General features: G+C 64.9%; 18 protein-coding genes. 15 read left to right on the forward strand and 3 right to left on the reverse strand.

Annotated features, from left to right (window positions below):
• Positions 1-7: 7 nt before the first annotated feature.
• The 3 genes from secD to DBZ32_RS02195 are packed head-to-tail and all read left to right on the forward strand — an operon-like array spanning position 8 to position 2,964.
• Complete coding sequence (gene secD / locus DBZ32_RS02185; RefSeq protein WP_119165489.1) at positions 8-1,576, forward strand: protein translocase subunit SecD; 1,569 nt, start codon at positions 8-10, stop codon at positions 1,574-1,576.
• A gap of 24 nt (positions 1,577-1,600) precedes the next feature.
• Positions 1,601-2,575 (forward strand): protein translocase subunit SecF, encoded by a 975-nt coding sequence (gene secF, locus DBZ32_RS02190; protein ID WP_119165490.1) that lies wholly within the window; start codon positions 1,601-1,603, stop codon positions 2,573-2,575.
• Between the two features lie 5 nt (positions 2,576-2,580).
• Entirely contained in the window at positions 2,581-2,964 is a 384-nt protein-coding gene (locus DBZ32_RS02195; protein WP_119165491.1) for an Mth938-like domain-containing protein, read from the forward strand.
• Positions 2,965-3,111: 147 nt separating this feature from the next.
• Here the strand turns inward: DBZ32_RS02195 and DBZ32_RS02200 are convergent, their stop codons facing one another.
• On the reverse strand, positions 3,112-3,711 hold the full coding sequence (locus tag DBZ32_RS02200; protein WP_119166308.1) for a superoxide dismutase: 600 nt from the start codon (positions 3,709-3,711) through the stop codon (positions 3,112-3,114).
• Positions 3,712-3,890: 179 nt separating this feature from the next.
• On the opposite strand from DBZ32_RS02200, the gene DBZ32_RS02205 reads away from it, so the two are divergent.
• A complete protein-coding gene (locus tag DBZ32_RS02205) occupies positions 3,891-4,739 on the forward strand; it encodes a phytoene/squalene synthase family protein (RefSeq protein WP_119165492.1) in 849 nt (282 codons plus the stop codon).
• 102 nt (positions 4,740-4,841) lie between these two features.
• On the opposite strand, the gene DBZ32_RS02210 is transcribed toward DBZ32_RS02205, so the two are convergent.
• Together DBZ32_RS02210 and DBZ32_RS02215 are read right to left on the reverse strand one after the other, a co-directional pair.
• Positions 4,842-6,062: an ABC transporter substrate-binding protein gene (locus tag DBZ32_RS02210; RefSeq protein WP_119165493.1), complete on the reverse strand. Its 1,221-nt coding sequence runs from the start codon at positions 6,060-6,062 to the stop codon at positions 4,842-4,844.
• A gap of 267 nt (positions 6,063-6,329) precedes the next feature.
• Complete coding sequence (locus tag DBZ32_RS02215) at positions 6,330-6,761, reverse strand: MucR family transcriptional regulator (protein ID WP_119165494.1); 432 nt, start codon at positions 6,759-6,761, stop codon at positions 6,330-6,332.
• A 338-nt stretch (positions 6,762-7,099) separates the two neighbouring features.
• On the opposite strand from DBZ32_RS02215, the gene rpiB reads away from it, so the two are divergent.
• The 11 genes from rpiB to DBZ32_RS02270 all read left to right on the forward strand — a co-directional run bounded on the left by rpiB (position 7,100) and on the right by DBZ32_RS02270 (position 16,306).
• Positions 7,100-7,540 (forward strand): ribose 5-phosphate isomerase B, encoded by a 441-nt coding sequence (gene rpiB / locus DBZ32_RS02220; protein WP_119165495.1) that lies wholly within the window; start codon positions 7,100-7,102, stop codon positions 7,538-7,540.
• A gap of 136 nt (positions 7,541-7,676) precedes the next feature.
• Positions 7,677-8,963: a serine hydroxymethyltransferase gene (gene glyA, locus DBZ32_RS02225; RefSeq protein ID WP_407923485.1), complete on the forward strand. Its 1,287-nt coding sequence runs from the start codon at positions 7,677-7,679 to the stop codon at positions 8,961-8,963.
• Positions 8,964-9,020: 57 nt separating this feature from the next.
• Positions 9,021-9,491: a transcriptional regulator NrdR gene (gene nrdR, locus DBZ32_RS02230; RefSeq protein WP_119165496.1), complete on the forward strand. Its 471-nt coding sequence runs from the start codon at positions 9,021-9,023 to the stop codon at positions 9,489-9,491.
• Positions 9,491-10,654 (forward strand): bifunctional diaminohydroxyphosphoribosylaminopyrimidine deaminase/5-amino-6-(5-phosphoribosylamino)uracil reductase RibD, encoded by a 1,164-nt coding sequence (ribD, locus tag DBZ32_RS02235; protein WP_268877929.1) that lies wholly within the window; start codon positions 9,491-9,493, stop codon positions 10,652-10,654. The genes nrdR and ribD overlap by 1 nt, the downstream gene beginning before the upstream one ends.
• A gap of 10 nt (positions 10,655-10,664) precedes the next feature.
• On the forward strand, positions 10,665-11,291 hold the full coding sequence (locus DBZ32_RS02240; protein WP_119165497.1) for a riboflavin synthase: 627 nt from the start codon (positions 10,665-10,667) through the stop codon (positions 11,289-11,291).
• Between the two features lie 32 nt (positions 11,292-11,323).
• On the forward strand, positions 11,324-12,475 hold the full coding sequence (ribB, locus tag DBZ32_RS02245) for a 3,4-dihydroxy-2-butanone-4-phosphate synthase (RefSeq protein WP_119165498.1): 1,152 nt from the start codon (positions 11,324-11,326) through the stop codon (positions 12,473-12,475).
• A gap of 97 nt (positions 12,476-12,572) precedes the next feature.
• Complete coding sequence (locus DBZ32_RS02250; protein ID WP_119165499.1) at positions 12,573-13,037, forward strand: 6,7-dimethyl-8-ribityllumazine synthase; 465 nt, start codon at positions 12,573-12,575, stop codon at positions 13,035-13,037.
• An 8-nt stretch (positions 13,038-13,045) separates the two neighbouring features.
• On the forward strand, positions 13,046-13,522 hold the full coding sequence (gene nusB, locus DBZ32_RS02255) for a transcription antitermination factor NusB (protein WP_119165500.1): 477 nt from the start codon (positions 13,046-13,048) through the stop codon (positions 13,520-13,522).
• A gap of 4 nt (positions 13,523-13,526) precedes the next feature.
• Positions 13,527-14,507 (forward strand): thiamine-phosphate kinase, encoded by a 981-nt coding sequence (gene thiL / locus DBZ32_RS02260; protein ID WP_119165501.1) that lies wholly within the window; start codon positions 13,527-13,529, stop codon positions 14,505-14,507.
• Positions 14,508-14,581: 74 nt separating this feature from the next.
• Complete coding sequence (locus tag DBZ32_RS02265) at positions 14,582-15,040, forward strand: flagellar basal body-associated FliL family protein (protein ID WP_119165502.1); 459 nt, start codon at positions 14,582-14,584, stop codon at positions 15,038-15,040.
• 54 nt (positions 15,041-15,094) lie between these two features.
• Positions 15,095-16,306 carry an MFS transporter gene (locus DBZ32_RS02270; protein WP_119165503.1) on the forward strand — a complete coding sequence of 404 codons (1,212 nt, stop codon included), beginning with the start codon at positions 15,095-15,097 and terminating at the stop codon, positions 16,304-16,306.
• Positions 16,307-16,482 lie beyond the last annotated feature (176 nt).

Consider the following 16,482-nt stretch of genomic DNA (forward strand, 5'->3'; position numbering starts at 1 on the left):
AATTTCAATGGTCCAGTTTTCCCGCTGGCAGCTCATGGCCGTTCTAGCCGTCGTGCTGCTCGGTTTCGCGTTTGCCTTGCCGAACCTCCTGCCGCGACAGATCACCGAAAGTCTGCCGTCCTGGCTGCCCAATCAGCAGGTAAGTCTCGGCCTCGATCTGCAAGGTGGATCCTCGCTGTTGCTCGAGGTCGACATGGACACGGTTTTCGAGGAGGAACTGGACAACCTCGTCGACACGGTGCGGAGCGAGCTGCGGCAGGAGCGGATCGGCTACACCGGTCTGCGCAGCGAGGGCGACAGCGTTTTCTTCACGCTGCGCGATCCCGGCCAGGCGCAGGCGGCACAGGAGGCACTGCTGGTCTTCACCGGCGACGCTCTGCTGCGGATCAACGACAGCACGGGCGAGGGCGAAATCGAGCTGACGGCGCAGGTCAAGCAGGAGCGCCAGATCACCGTCCTGCAGCAGTCGATCGAGATCGTGCGCCGCCGGATCGACGAACTGGGCACCCGCGAGCCGGCCATTCAGCGACAAGGTGAGGAGCGGATCCTGGTCCAGGTGCCCGGCGTCGAGAATCCGGAACGCCTCATCGATCTGTTGGGGCAGACGGCGCAGCTCAGCTTCCGCATGGTCAACGGCGACGTCCAGCCAGGTATCGACCCTGTCCCGCCGGGCTCCGAACTGCTGCCGATGGAAGACGACGGCATGGGTGCGTCGCAGATCGTCGTTCGCAAACGGATCCTGGTGTCCGGCGAGAACCTGACCGATGCCCAGCCGACCTTCCAGGACGGCGAACCGGTGGTCAGCTTCCGCTTCGACTCGACCGGAGCCCAGCGCTTCGGTCAGGTGACGCAGGAGAATGTCGGACGGCCTTTCGCGATCGTACTCGACGAGGCGGTGATCTCGGCGCCGGTCATCCGCGAACCGATCCTGGGCGGAAGCGGGGTGATCAGCGGCAGCTTCACGGTTCAGGGCGCGCAAGACCTGGCGCTGCTGCTGCGTGCCGGCGCCCTGCCGGCACCCTTGACCGTCATCGAACAGCGCTCTGTCGGTCCGGGGCTCGGTGCCGACTCGATTCGGGCCGGCGAATTCGCGGCGGTCCTCGGCCTTCTTCTGGTCATCGTCTTCATGGGCTCGGCCTATGGCCTCTTCGGCCTCTTCGCCAACGTCGCCCTGATCATCAACCTGATCCTGCTGACGGCTGCGCTCTCCGGGCTCCAGGCGACGCTGACCTTGCCGGGTATCGCGGGCATCGTGCTGACCATCGGCATGGCGGTGGACGCCAACGTCCTGATCTTCGAGCGCATACGCGAGGAGGCGCGTCTCGGGCGCGGGCCTGTCTCCGCGATCGATGCGGGCTACAAGCGGGCGATCACCACGATTATCGACTCCAACCTGACGACCCTGATCGCCGCCTTGCTGCTGTTCCAGTTCGGCTCGGGTCCGATCCGCGGCTTCGCCGTGACACTTGCCATCGGCATTCTTACGTCGATGTTCACGGCCATCATGGTGACCCGCCTTCTGGTGGTCACCTGGCTGCGCCGCCGGCGCACGCCCGCCAAGGCTCTGCCGATCTGAGCCGTTTCGAGTAGGACCCACGTCATGGCCTTGATCCGACTGCTTCCGATCGACCCGAAGCTCGACTTCCTCGGGAAGCGGCAGCTTTTCATGCTGTTCTCCGCCTTTCTGGTCTTGGGATCGATCGGGACCTTCTTCGTTCAGGGCCTGAACTTCGGGGTCGACTTCCGGGGCGGCATTCTGATGGAGGTGGAAACCGGCGAGCCGGCCGATCTGGGCCAGTTGCGCGCGGACCTTGGCGACCTCGACCTCGGCGAGATCACGCTTCAGGAATTCGGCGAACCGACCGTGCTGCTGCTCAACATCAGCCGGCAGGACGGCGGTGATGCGGACCAGCGGGCCGCCATCGAGCTGGTGCAGCAGACGCTGGGCGAGCAGGTGGTCGAATACCGCCGGACCGAGTTCGTCGGACCGAAGGTGGGCGCCGAGCTTCGCCAGGCCGGTATTTTGGCGACCGTGCTCGCGCTGGGAGCCATCGGCATCTACATCTGGCTGCGGTTCGAGTGGCAGTTCGGCCTGGCGGCGCTGGTTGCCCTGGCGCATGACGTGATCGCCACCATCGGCTTCTTCGCGATCACTCAGATCGAGTTCAATCTGGCGACCCTCGCGGCCGTCTTGACCATTGCCGGCTATTCGATCAACGACACGGTCGTGGTGTTCGACCGTGTCCGCGAGAAGCTCCGAAAATTCAAGAAGATGCCGATGCCGGAGCTGCTCAATCTGGCGATCAACAAGACCCTGACGCGCACGCTGCTGACCTCCGTGACCACGCTTCTTGCCCTTGTTGCGCTGTCGGTGTTCGGCGGCGAGGTGATCCGTGGCTTCACGATGGGCCTGATCTGGGGCGTGGTGATCGGTACCTACTCCTCGGTCGCCCTGGCCGTTCCGCTGCTGCTCTACATGGGCTTGCGGCGCGAACAACTGACCGGCGGAGATGGCGACGAAGCGCAGACTCTGCCGAAAGGGGCGGTTGAAAGCGGCGCGAAGTCGCCGACCTGAGAGTCATGAAGGAAGACGATCTCACATCGTCACTGCCGGAGGGTCGGCAGCTCGTCGAGGGCTACGGACCCGGCCGCTTCACGGTCGCGGGCCAGCTTCACGAGGGCGCGCTCCTGTTGACCATGAACGAGACCAGCGCCTGGGCCGTGGGCTCGCACGACGAGATCACGCTCGAAAGCTTGGCTTTCATCCTCGACAAGAGCCCGTCCTACGAGGTTCTGCTGATCGGAACCGGCGCCAAGTCGGTGTTGCTGCCCAAGGCCTTGCGCAGCGCGATTCGGGAGAAGGGACCGGTGGCCGAGTGCATGGGCACCGGCGCCGCGGCGCGGACCTTCAATCTGCTGCAGACCGAGGGCCGCCGGGTCGCGGCGGCTCTGATCGCCGTCTGACGAGGCGACTTGACCTCTCGTCGGCTTGGCTCGGCGCGTCGCCTGACAAGGCGATGAGGATCCAGGGGCGGATCGCTCTGCTCAAGAAAAAAGGGCCGGCTCGCATCGAGCCGGCCCTTTCGTTGTCGTCTTCACGGGCAACCTTGCTCAGGCCTTCGCAAAGTTCTCGTTGACGAAATCCCAGTTGACCAGGTTGTCGAAGAAGGACTGGACGTAGTCGGGCCGGCGGTTCTGGTAGTCCAGGTAGTAGGCGTGCTCCCAGACGTCGACCGTCAGCAGCGGGGTCATGCCGTCGTGCGCCAGCGGGGTATCGGCATCGTCGGTATTGACGATCTCGAGGCCGCCGCCGGTCTTGACCAGCCAGGTCCAGCCTGAGCCGAAGTTGCCTGCGGCCTTTGCCTTGAACTGACTGACGAAGTCGGCGTAGCTGCCGAAGGCCTTGTCGATGGCCTCCGCGACGGCACCCTTCGGAGCGCCACCGCCGCCCGGCGCCATGCCGTGCCAGAAGAAGGTGTGGTTCCAGATCTGGGCAGACTGGTTGAACAGGGTCTTGTCGCCCTTGGCCTTGGCCGCGGCGATCACCTCTTCGACCGGCTTGCCGTCAAGCTCCGTACCCGCGACCAGCTCGTTGGTCTTGGTGATGTAGGCGTTGTGGTGCTTGCCATGATGGAACTCGAGAGTCTTCGCGGAATAATGGGGCTCGAGCGCGTCCTTGGCATAGGGCAACTCGGGCAATTGGAACGGCATGACGTCTCTCCTTACGTCGATCATATTGGCCAGGATGGAAATCCGGTGAGCGCGGTTGCGCATTGGATCGTTCGCGTGTTTTACCGCGACCGGCCCCGCTTACATAGGCGAAGGTACGCTTATGTGAACCATTTGAATTCTATGGGGTTCCATGTCCACTGCGACGTTCGGGCGCTGCGATGCCCAGTAACGCTCTTTCCTACTGCGCTCAGGAGGTCCGGACGCGCGACCGCGACCGCTTTCTGGCTTGCCTTTTCGCGCCGGCCGAGCGGCGCGAAGCCCTGTTCGCCCTCTATGCCTTCAACCTGGAGGTGGCCAAGACCGCGGAGCTCGTCAGCGAGCCGACGCTCGGTCAAATCCGCCTGCAGTGGTGGCGCGAGGCGCTGGATCAGATTTATCTGGGCGGGCCTGTGCGTGAGCACCAGGTGGTCGAGCCCTTGGCGGCGGCCATCCGCGATCGCGGTCTCGAGCGCGCGGCTTTCGAGCGTCTGCTGGAGGCCCGCGAGGCCGATCTCGACCCGGCGGCGCCCTCGGACCTCGCCGCGCTGGAGCGCTACGCCGAAGGAACCAGCGCGACGCTGCAGAGGCTGGCCCTGACCGTTCTCGGCTGCGAGGGGGAGGCCGCGCAGGCAGCCGCCCGACATGTCGGCGTCGCCTGGGCCCTGACCGGTCTGTTGCGGGCGGTGCCGTTCCATGCGCGCCAGAAACGGCTTTACCTGCCGGAAGATCATCTTGCCGTGACCGGGGTGAAAATCGCCGAGCTGTTCGAGCTGCAAAGCTCCGATGCGCTCACCGGCGTGGTCATGCGCCTGGCGAAACGGGCGCGAGAACACCTGGCTGAAGCCCGTCACCGGCACCGCGAGGTCTCGCGGGAGGCTTTGCCGGCTCTGCTGCCGGCGCGCTTGGCCGACGGCTATCTGACACGGCTGGAGCGATCCGGTTTCGATCCCTTCGATTCGCGGGTTCAGATGGCATTGCCGAACCGCGCCCTGCGGCTGTGGTGGGCGGCGGCCCGGAACCGATACTGACCTCGGAACCGATACTCTTTACGGCGGGCGAGGACCGCCGAAAGCACGGCGCCCGCGGGAAGTTGCCCGCGGGCGCCGGCAATCGCACGCAACGGAACGCGACTACATGTCGGGCGCGAGCACCTCGCGGGTGACGATCTCGCCGCCTTCGATGGCCCAGAACGCGAAGGTGCCGGGCACGTCGCCCTTGGCATCGAAATCCTGGCTGCCGCCGGCGCCGACGTAGTCGACGTCCTCTCCGGCCGCGATCGTGGCCTTCGCCTTCTCCCATTCGCCCGGCAGAATCTCGACGCCGGGTGCGCTGGAGACCTCGCGCAGGGCGTCGCGGATCGCCGTGCCGTCGGTGGAGCCGGCCTTTTCAATCGCTAAAGCCAGGACGAAAGCGGCATCGTAGGCCGTGTCGATAAAGGGTTTCGGCGGCAACTCGCCGTACTCCGCCTCGTAGGCATCGCGGAAGGTGACCGCGGCGGGGCTGTCCGCGACGGCTTGCGGAGCGGTGCCGATCGAACCGTCCATGAAGTCCGCGCCGATCGCCGAGATCACGTCGGGCGTCTTCATGCCGTCGGTGAAGATGAAGGAGTCGAAGAAGCCTCCCTCGAGCGACTGCCGAAGGATGGCTACGCCGTTTTCGGGATAGCCGATCAGAACCAGAGCCTCGGCCCCGTCGCCGGCTGCGTTCTGCAACTCGCCGCGGTAGGAGGCGTTGCCCGGCTCGTAGGCCAGGTTGGCGGCGATCGTTCCGCCATTGGCCTCGAAGGCTCCGGTGAAGGCGGTCGCCAAGCCTTCGCCGTAATCGTTGTTGATGTAGAGCACCGAGACCGTATCGAAGCCTTCGGTCTTGGCGACCTGCGCCAGCACCACGCCCTGCAGGCTGTCCGCCGGCACCGTGCGGAAGAAGAAGTCCTTGTCGTCGATGTCGCTGAGCACCGGGGCCGTCGAAGCGCTGGACACCTGTGGGATGCCGAGCGGTCCGGTCACGGAGGTGGCGACGGGCCCCGAGTTCCCCGACGAGAGGGCCCCGACGATGGCGATGACGCTATCGACGTTCACCAGCTTCTGAGCGGCGTCGACAGCCGTTTGAGCCGCAGTTTGGGTATCGCCGACAACAACGGTGAGCGTGCGGTCGTCGAGCAGCCCGCCCTGTGCGTTGATCTCCTTCAGCGCCAGTTCGATCCCGGACAGCGACGAGGGGCCGAAAGCCTGCAGGTCGCCGGTCATCGGCATCAGGGCGCCGATTTTGACGTCTTGTGCGGCAGCCGGGCCGGTGGCGAGCAGTATGCCTGCCAGACCGGCAAGGGCTAGCGATGACTTGCCGAACGTCATGTCTCAATCTCCCTGGTTGTTTACCTGGTTGTTTATCCGTCTTTCGCCGGCGCCGGGCGGAGGTTATCGGCGCCGGCGGATTCAATCGCATCCTCCGCCAGAAGGTGCGCTTGCCATACTATATCCAGGGTTGCCCCCGATCTGTACAGGTCTGCGCAAGAAGAGCTGTGACGCAGCCTCGGCGGAGCCACGGTCTCGCAGGACCGCGACAGGGCGATACCGCACAGTCGATCCGGGTCGATGCGGCGCGCGCCGGGCGGGGGCGTGCTACCTGCGCTTTTTGCGGCGTCCGCCCTTGGTGCCCAGGCCGATCTGCTTGGCGAAAGCCGAACGTTGCTTGGCGTAGCTGGGCGCCACCATCGGATAGTCGGCCGGAAGCCCCCACTTGGCCCGATAGTCTTCCGGTGTCATCCCATAGGTGGTCCGCAGATGACGCTTCAGCATCTTCAGCTTGCGGCCGTCTTCCAGGCAGATCAGGTGATCCGGTTGAATGGATTTGTTGATCGGGACCACGGGTGTCGGCGCTTCGGGTTCGATCGCGGAGGCATTGAGTTCCGCTAGTGCCCGGTGGACGGACCCGATCAGCCCAGTCACGTCGGCGGTCGGCAGAGAGTTGTTCCGCACGTAGGCTGACACCACCGCCGCGGTCATTCTCAGCACTTCGGCTTCGCTGACATCTTCTCGCGTTTCTTCGGTCATTCTCAGCCGCCCCACTTAAGACCCCCAATGATCGTCACACTACGCGAAAGACTCGTTACTGAAAAGCATAAAGGTACGCTGTCTATTATTGAATAAGTCCCGCTTCACCTTAAGGAGATCACGACGAAAGCGATGCTGACGAGAGTGGAAAGGGCCACTTTGTCGAATCTCGCGAAAGTCTAGAAATTCGGGGTGGGAAGTCGAATTATGAAGTCCAGGCCTTGTGGTGAGCTTTGACGGCGAACCGACATATGGTAGCGTTCAGGCCACGTCGGGGGGCGAAGGCCACCTCCACGATCCATCCACATCGGAGCCTGCGGGCACGGCGACTGAGAGTCATGACCGACAAGACCGTTGCGCTGGCTGCTGATCACGCTGGCTATGAATTGAAGCAGTGCTTGGCGAAGGAGTTGACCTCGCTCGGCTACAGCCTGCTCGACCTGGGCACGAATGGACCCGAGTCGGTCGACTATCCAGACTACGGCAAGGCGATCGCCACCGCCCTGGCATCGAAGAAGGCGCCGTGCGGCGTGATCGTCTGCGGGACCGGTATCGGCATTTCGATCGCCGCCAACCGTAATCCCGCCGTTCGTGCGGCCCTGTGTCACGACACGACAACGGCCCGCTTGGCGCGTCAGCACAACGATGCCAACGTCCTGGCGATTGGCGCCCGCATCACAGGGCTGGAAACAGCCAAGGACATTCTGCTCGCCTTTCTCGACACCCCTTTCGAGGGCGGACGTCATGCCGGCCGTGTGGAGAAGCTCGGCGCGCCCTAGGGCCTCCGCTTCGGTTTTTGCGACGCCCGGCGCGATGTCCTGGCGCGATATCCCGGTACGGTTCGCCGCTAAACAGAGTTTCAGACAGAAGGTGACTGCCATGAGCCCCTCAGACGCCGCGCAAAACCTGGAAAGCATGCCGAGCGCTTTTTTCTCGGCTTCGGTCCGCGAGAGCGATCCCGATCTGGCGGAAGCCTTGCGCGACGAGTTGGGTCGCCAGCAGAACCAGATCGAGCTGATCGCCAGCGAGAACATCGTCTCTCGCGCGGTTCTGGAGGCCCAAGGGTCGGTGCTGACGAACAAATATGCGGAAGGCTATCCGGGGCGCCGCTACTACGGCGGTTGCGAACACGTCGATGTGGTCGAGACCCTGGCGATCGAACGTGCCAAGAAGCTGTTCGATTGCAGCTTCGTGAACGTACAACCGCATTCGGGCGCGCAGGCCAACCAGACGGTCATGCTGGCGCTGTTGAAGCCGGGCGATACGATCCTGGGCATGTCTCTCTCGGCGGGCGGTCATCTGACCCATGGCGCGGCACCGAACCTTTCCGGAAAGTGGTTCGACGCAATTCAGTACGGGGTGCGCAAGGACGACGGTCTGATCGATTTCGACGAGGTCGAGCGGCTGGCGCGCGCGCACAAGCCGAAGATGATCATCGCCGGCGGGTCGGCCTATCCGCGCATCATCGACTTCGCCCGCTTTCGCCAGATCGCCGACGAGGTCGGCGCCTACTTCCTGGTGGACATGGCGCACTTCGCCGGGCTCGTGGCCGGCGGCGTCCATCCCAGCCCGCTGCCCCATGCTCACATCGTCACGACCACCACGCACAAGACCTTGCGCGGCGCGCGGGGCGGCATGGTGCTGTCGAACGATCCCGATCTCGGCAAGAAGATCAACTCCGCGGCTTTTCCGGGTTTGCAGGGCGGGCCGCTGATGCATGCCATCGCGGGCAAGGCGGCCGCTTTCGGCGAGGCGCTCAGGCCCGAGTTCAAGACCTACAGCCGTCAGATCGTCGAGAACGCTCGGGCGCTGGCCGGAACCTTGATGGAGGCGGGTTTCGACATGGTCACCGGCGGGACGGACAATCATCTCTGCCTGGTGGACCTGCGGCCGCGGGCGCTGACGGGCAAGGCCGCCGAGGCGAGCTTGGATCGGGCCGGTATCACCTGCAACAAGAACGGTGTGCCCTTCGATCCGGAGAAGCCGATGGTCACCAGCGGCATTCGTCTCGGAACCCCGGCGGGCACGACGCGCGGGTTCGGCACGGCGGAGTTCGTGCGGGTCGGACAGTTCATCGATCAGGTGCTCGATGGGCTGCGCCGTAGCGGTGAAGAGGGCAACGCGGCCTTGGAAGCAGAGGTCAAGGCGGAGGTGAAGACGCTCTGCCAACGTTTTCCGATTTATCCGGATTTGGAAGTCTAGTCGTAGTCCACCACACGCCTGCGTGGTGTTTCGGGGATATTGGGGGAGAAGTTTGGAATGCGCTGCCCGTTCTGTGGCAACGAGGATACCCAGGTAAAGGATTCACGGCCGACCGAGGACAATGCCGCAATCCGCCGACGCCGCCAGTGTCCGAACTGCGGCGCTCGCTTTACGACCTTCGAGCGCGTTCAGCTTCGCGAGTTGACCGTGCTGAAGAGCAAGAGCCGTAAGGAGCCGTTCGATCGCGAGAAGATCTTGCGGTCGATGCTGATCGCGCTGCAGAAACGACAGGTCGACCGCGATCGCGTCGAGCGGGTCGCGAATGGCATCGTCCGGCGTCTGGAATCGTCCGGTGAAAGCGAGATCCCCTCGAAGCTGATCGGCGAGATGGTGATGGATGCGCTGGCGACTCTGGACCCGATCGGCTACGTCCGCTTCGCGAGCGTTTACAGGAACTTCCGCGAAGTCGGCGACTTCGAGGACTTCATCGGTAAGCTCGGCGTCGAGGCCGAAGACCAGACGCACTGATGCCGCCCGGTCAGGTTCCGCCCGGTCTGCCGCCGTCCGGTGACCCGAGATCCGTCTCCTGGAGCCCACAAGACCACGCCTTGATGGCGACGGCCCTGCGTCTGGCGGAGCGCGGTCTCGGCCGCGTCGCTCCGAATCCATCGGTCGGCTGCGTCCTGGCGCGTGACGGTCGCGTGGTCGGGCGCGGCTGGACCCAGCCCGGCGGGCGTCCTCACGGCGAAACGGAAGCCCTGCTTCGCGCCGGTGCGGCGGCCAAGGGGGCAACGGCTTACGTCAACCTCGAGCCCTGTGCCCATTGGGGCAAGACGCCGCCTTGCACGGAGGCCTTGATCAAGGCGGGTATCGCGCGCGCCGTGGTGTCCTGCGAGGACCCGGATCCCCGGGTGTCGGGGCGCGGGCTGCAACAACTGCGCGACGCCGGCATCTCGGTCGAGGTCGGTTTGATGGCCGAGGAAGCCTGCAGCCTGAACGAGGGGTTCTTTCTGCGCATCAGCCGACAGCGGCCGCTTGTCACCTTGAAGCTCGCGACCACGCTGGATGGGCGCATCGCGACTCAGCGCGGCGAGAGCAAGTGGATCACCGGCGAAGCCGCACGGGCACGCGCGCACCTGCTGCGCGCCGATCACGATGCGGTGCTCGTCGGTGCCGGGACGGCGGGCGTCGACGACCCGCAGCTTGACGTTCGACTGCCCGGGTTGACGTCCTGCAACCCCCTTCGGGTGCTGCTCGACGGCCGCTTGCGGACCCCCTTGACCCACAAGATGATCGCCGGGGCCGACCGGCAGCCGACCTGGCTTTTCACGCGGGACGACAATCCGAAGGATCGCTTGACCGCGCTCCGCGAGGCGGGCGTCGAGGTTCTGACCGTCGGCCTGGATGCGGCGGAGCGTCTCGACGTGACGGAGGTGCTGGCAGTGCTCGCCGAGCGTGGCATCACGCGCCTGTTGGTCGAGGGTGGCGGCCAAGTCGCCGCTGGATTTCTGCGCGCGGACCTCGTCGATCGCTTGGCGTGGTTCCAGGCTGGCCGACTGATCGGCGGCGACGGCCTGCCTGCTGTTGCGGGCTTCGGGCTCGACCGTCTGGTCGAAGCGCCGGCTTTCGACTTCGAAGGCTTCGAACGCCTCGGTCCGGATCTTCTGGAATGCTGGCGCCGGGCGAGCTAAATCCTTCGTCATGTTCACGGGAATCGTTACGGATCTGGGCGCGGTACGCAGCATCGAGCGGCGGGGCGACACGCGCTTCGCCTTCGAAACCGGCTATGACACGGCGACGATTGCCTTGGGTGCTTCGGTTGCCTGCAACGGTTGCTGCCTGACGGTGGTGGATCGGGGGCAAGGGTGGTTCGCGGTCGATGCTTCGGCCGAGACGCTGTCGAAGACCACCCTTGGCGCTTGGCGCGAAGGGACGCCGGTGAACTTCGAACGTGCCTTGGCGCTGGGCGAGGAACTGGGCGGTCACCTGGTCTCCGGCCATATCGACGCGACGGCGGGGGTGGAAACGGTTGTTCAGGAGGGCGGGTCCTGGCGTTTCAGGATTGCCGTCGGTCCGGAGATCGCGCCCTACATCGCCTCCAAGGGCTCCGTCGCCCTGGACGGCGTGTCCTTGACGGTCAACGACGTCGAGGACCGGGAAGGGGACGGGGAGGGCGGCGGTGCGACCTTCGGGGTGAACGTCATCCCGCACACCTACGCGGTCACGACCTTCGGACGTTTGCGCGGCGGGGACCGGGTGAACCTGGAAATCGACTTGTTCGCACGCTACGTTGCGCGGCTGCTGGCCAGCCGCGCGGTCGGCGTCTGACGCCAGCTTTCTGGATTTGTAGCGAAGACTCCATGGTGAATCCCAACCCGCAGGACCCTTGGCGCGTCACCTTCGGTGAGCTGGCCTCGCCGATCGAGGCGGTGATCGAGGAGGCGCGCAACGGCCGCATGTTCATCCTGGTCGACGACGAAGACCGGGAGAACGAAGGGGACCTGGTGATCCCGGCGCAGATGTGTACGCCGGAGGCGGTCAACTTCATGGCCACCTACGGTCGCGGTTTGATCTGCCTGGCCATGACGCGCGAGCGGATCGAACAGCTCGATCTGCCGATGATGGCGCGCAGCAACGAAACGCGTCATCAGACGGCCTTTACCGTGTCGATCGAGGCCCGCGAGGGTGTCACCACAGGGATTTCCGCGCCGGATCGGGCCCGAACGATCAGGGTTGCGATCGATCCGAACAGCCGGCCGAAGGATATCGTCACGCCGGGCCACATCTTCCCGTTGATGGCGCGCGACGGCGGCGTTCTGGTGCGAACCGGCCATACGGAGGCCGCCGTTGACCTTGCCCGCCTGGCGGGGCTCATTCCGGCCGGTGTGATCTGCGAGATCATGAACGAAGACGGGACCATGGCCCGGCGCGACGACTTGATCGCCTTCGCGCAGCGCCACGGCCTCAAGATTGCGACCATCGCCGATTTGATCGCCTATCGCCGCAAACACGACAAGCTGGTCGAGCGGCGACTGGACCGCAATTTCGCGAGCCGCCACGGCGGCGATTTCACCATGACGATCTATCGCAACACCGTCACCGGCGCCGAGCACGTGGCGCTTTGGCGCGGGCAGATCGACGACGGCGCGCCGGTTCCGGTGCGGGTCCACGCCCTTAACCTCTTCGACGACCTGCTGGGCGATCTGTCGCTTGGCCGGGGCGGCGAACTGGAGGCGGCGCTGGAGGTGATCGGCAACTCCGGGCGTGGGGTCGCGGTTTTGATCCGCCAACCCTACGCGAGTAGCCTGGAAGAAGAGATCAAGGCGCGCTTGGACGAGGGCGGGCGTCCCTCCGTGCAACTGCGCGACTACGGGGAGGGGGCACAGATCCTGCTGGACCTCGGCGTTCGGGACATGGTCCTTCTGCACAACACCAAGCACACCATCGTCGGGCTCGAAGGCTACGGCCTGCGCGTCGTCGGCCAACTGCCCCTGGACGGCGAGCCTGCATGACTGTCATCGGGTAGGATCGCGGATCGGCCGGCGGTGCGGCTCGGCCTCAGCCGGACGGTAAAACGCGTCGCGCTAAGTAACGGAGTAGGTAGGTTTCATGGACGACCGCCCACACATTATGGTGGTGGAGGCTCGCTTCTACAGCGAGATCGCCGACGAACTGAGGGCCGGCGCGATCGAGGCGCTGGAGACGGCGGATGCCACCTACGAGTGCTTTGAAGTGCCTGGCGCCTTCGAGGTTCCGGCGGCGATCCAGTACGCCATTCGCTCCATGGATTTCTTCGCCGGCCGCCGTCGTTTCGACGGCTATGTGGCTCTCGGCTGCGTGATCCGCGGCGAGACCTCGCATTACGACTATGTCTGTGGCGAAAGCGCTCGCGGCCTCCAGGATCTGGCGGTGCGCTACAGCCTTGCGCTCGGTTACGGCATCCTGACGGTTGAGAACGCCGATCAGGCCTGGGCCCGCGCCGCGCGCGATCGGAAGAACAAGGGTGGTGAAGCGGCGCGCGCTTGCCTTCAGATGCTAGATCTCAAGCGCCGTTTTCGGCTCTTTCCCCGCTGAGAGACGTGATGGCCCCCGCACCCCGACACGATCCCGCGCGCAGGCGGCGTATCGCCCGGCTCGCCGCGGCGCAGGCGCTCTATCAGATCGAGGTGGCGGGAGTCGGCGCCGACGCTGTGTTGCTGGAGTTCCTGCAGCACCGGCTGGAGGAGGAGATCGACGAGGGTTTGCGGCTGGCCGATATGGATCGCGACCTTTTCAGCGATCTGGTCAAGGGCGTTTCGTCGCGAAAACCAGGGCTGGACGAGATGCTGACGCCCCTGCTTGCGCCCGACTGGACGCTTGGGCGTCTCGAGCTTCTCTTGCGGGTCATCTTGCGCGCGGGCGCCTACGAATTGGCGCACCGGTCCGACGTGCCGCCGAAAGTCGCGATCAGCGAGTACGTGGAACTGGCCCACGACTTCTTCGGGGGGCGCGAGCCGGCCCTGGTCAATGGCGTTTTGGATCGTTTGGCCCGTCTGGTCAGAGCCGAGGCGTTCGGTTGAATCCATGGGCGCGCGCGACGAATTTGCTGTGATCGCGCGTCATTTCGCACCTTTGGCGAAGGACGCGCCGGGGGCCTTCGGCTTGACCAACGACGCCGCCGTGATCGCGCCCGACGGTGCGCGCGGACTGGTGACCACGATCGATACCCTGGTCGAGGGGGTTCATTTCCTGCCGGACGATCCCGCCGATCTCGTGGCCCGGAAGCTTTTGAGGACCAATCTTTCGGATCTGGCGGCCATGGGGGCCAGTCCCGAGAGCTATCTGCTGACGATGGCGCTGGACAAGGCGCGCGACGAGAGCTGGATCGAGCGCTTCGCCGCAGGTCTTGCCGCCGATCAGGCCAGCTACGGTCTTGTCATGTTGGGTGGCGATACCGTCTCGACACCCGGTCCCGTGACCCTGTCCCTGGCTGCTTTCGGGCGGGTTCCGGACGGGAGGGTACTCGAGCGTGGAACCGCCGAACCGGGGGCCTTCGTCTACGTCACCGGCACGATCGGGGATGGCGCGCTGGGTCTTCTGGTTCGACAAGGCCGCCTCACCGGCCTGCCGGAGCGAGAGCGTGCCTTTCTCGAAACGCGCTACCGCCTCCCCGAGCCGCGAACCGCGCTCGGGCCGGGTTTGTTGGACCTTGCCACCGCTTGTCTGGATATCTCCGATGGCCTGGTGGCGGATCTCGGCCATATCGCGAAGACCTCCGGGGTCGGCATGGAAGTTCGGTCCGCCGACGTCCCGCTGTCGGAGGCGGCGGGATCGGTACTCGCCGACGATCCGGACTGTCTGCCTTTGATTCTAACCGGCGGAGACGATTACGAACTGGCCTTTACGGCGGCGCCGGAGAATGCCGAGGCGATTGCGGCCTTGAGCCGCGAGACGGGCGTCCCGGTCGCCTGTATCGGCCGGACCCTCGAGGAACCGGGAGTTACGGTGCTGGATCGAGAGGGCCGCCGGTTGGAGCTGGAAAGCCCCGGCTGGGTTCACTTCTAGCCGACTTTACTCGGCCTTTACCACGCCTAGGGGAGTCTGGGCCGGCGACTTAAACTCCGGTTCAGAGCTCGAAAATGAAGCGCCTCGTAATTCTGCTGGTCCTACTCGCCCTTCTGGGTGGCGGTGGCTTTGCCGCCTGGACCTACGGTATGCCGCTCTACGAGAAGATGCAGGCGGAAAAGGCGGCGATAAAACCGGCGCCGCTTTACGTCAGTCTGGACAAACTGCTGGTCCCGGTGATCGAAAACAACCGCGTGACGCATCATCTGACGCTGGCAATTTCCGTCGAGGTGGCAGGCCCGGAGGCCGATGCGAAGCTACGCGAGGCCATGCCGCGGGTCATCGACGCCTTCAACACCGAGCTTTACGGTTTGATGTCGCTGGAGTTCGTCCGCCAGGGCGGGGCGGAACTGCCGCTCGTCAAGCAGCGCCTCCTGTTGGTCAGCGAGCGCGAACTCGGCCCTGGCGTGATCACCGACGTTTTGATCCGGTCGGTCGACCGGGTCAAGGGCCAGCGCGATTTACAAAGCTGACCTGTCGCTCTGCAGGTGGCGCCGGAGAAGTGCTGTCGCTAAGCTCTCGCCGCCATGACGGAATCCATAGCTCAGCCCTTCTCGGGAGACCGCAATCCCACAGTCCGCAACGTCGCGGTGCTGGCCGCCTGCATGGCCTTGACGATCAGTTCGCTCAGCCTGCTGATGACCGTTTCGGCGGTGGTCGGCTACATGCTCGCCGCCGATCCGAAGTTCGCGACCTTCCCCTTGGCTCTGCAGTTTCTGGCGGTGCTCTGCAGCACTATACCGGCCTCCTTCTTCATGCAGCGCTTCGGCCGCCGGGCCGGTTTCACGCTCGGAGCGTTCTGCGGCCTCGTGGGGAGTCTGATCTCCGCTGCCGCGGTTTGGTACGGCAGTTTCGTGCTGCTCTGCGTTGGCTCCGGGTTTTTGGGCGTGATGGCGGTGCACGGCGGCTTCTATCGCTTCGCCGCCGCGGACACGGCCAGCCCCGGCTTTCGACCCAAGGCCATCTCTCTGGTCATGGCCGGTGGCGTCGGGGCGGCGGTTCTGGGGCCGGAGCTGGCAAAGCACACACGCGATCTCTTTGAGCCGCTGCTGTTCTTCGGCGGGTTTCTGGCGATCGCGGTTCTGAACCTTCTTGTGATGGCGTTGCTCCAGTTGATCCGCATCCCGACGCCCGTCCGTGCGGCGGGCGGTGCTAGCGGGCGGCCCTTGCTGGAGATTGCCAGTCAGCCGGCCTTTATCGTCGCGGTCCTCGCCGCCATGGTCGGCTACGGCGCCATGAACCTGATCATGGTGCCGACGCCACTGGCGATGCTCGGCTGCGACCATCCTTTCGAAGTTGCGGCCTTCGTGATCCAGCTACACGTACTGGGTATGTACGCGCCCTCCTTCTTCACCGGCCATTTGATCCAGAAGTTCGGGCACCTGCCGGTTCTCGGACTCGGCGTGCTCCTGATCCTGGGCTGCGTCGGCGTCAATCTGTCGGGCGTCGAGGTGACCCACTTTTCGGTCGCTTTGATCTTCTTGGGCCTGGGCTGGAACTTCCTCTACATCGGCGGCACCAGCTTGGTGACGGAAACGTACCGGCCCGAAGAAAAGGCCAAGGTGCAGGCGCTCAACGACACCCTGATCTGGGGCACCGTCGCGATCACGGCCTTTTCGTCCGGCGCCCTCTACAACGGCCTGGGATGGGCGGCGGTCAACCTCGCGGTGGTGGTGCCTCTGCTGCTTGTCCTCGCCGCGCTGGCCTGGCTCGGAACGCGCCGGACCGCGACCGCCTGAAGGTCCTGGACAAACACTGCCGTTTCGCTGGTATCTCCCCGGTTTCTTTGACTCTGTTGCCATAACGAGGCACTTCTGCCATGGTCCGCGCGCCTCGTTTCGGAGCGGGGCGCACTGGGTATTTCACACCACTTTCGAGTGTCCGCGTGACCGTCCGAACGATGGTTGGAAAGCGT

Source organism: Algihabitans albus (genome assembly GCF_003572205.1).
Classification (GTDB): Bacteria; Pseudomonadota; Alphaproteobacteria; order Kiloniellales; family DSM-21159; genus Algihabitans; species Algihabitans albus.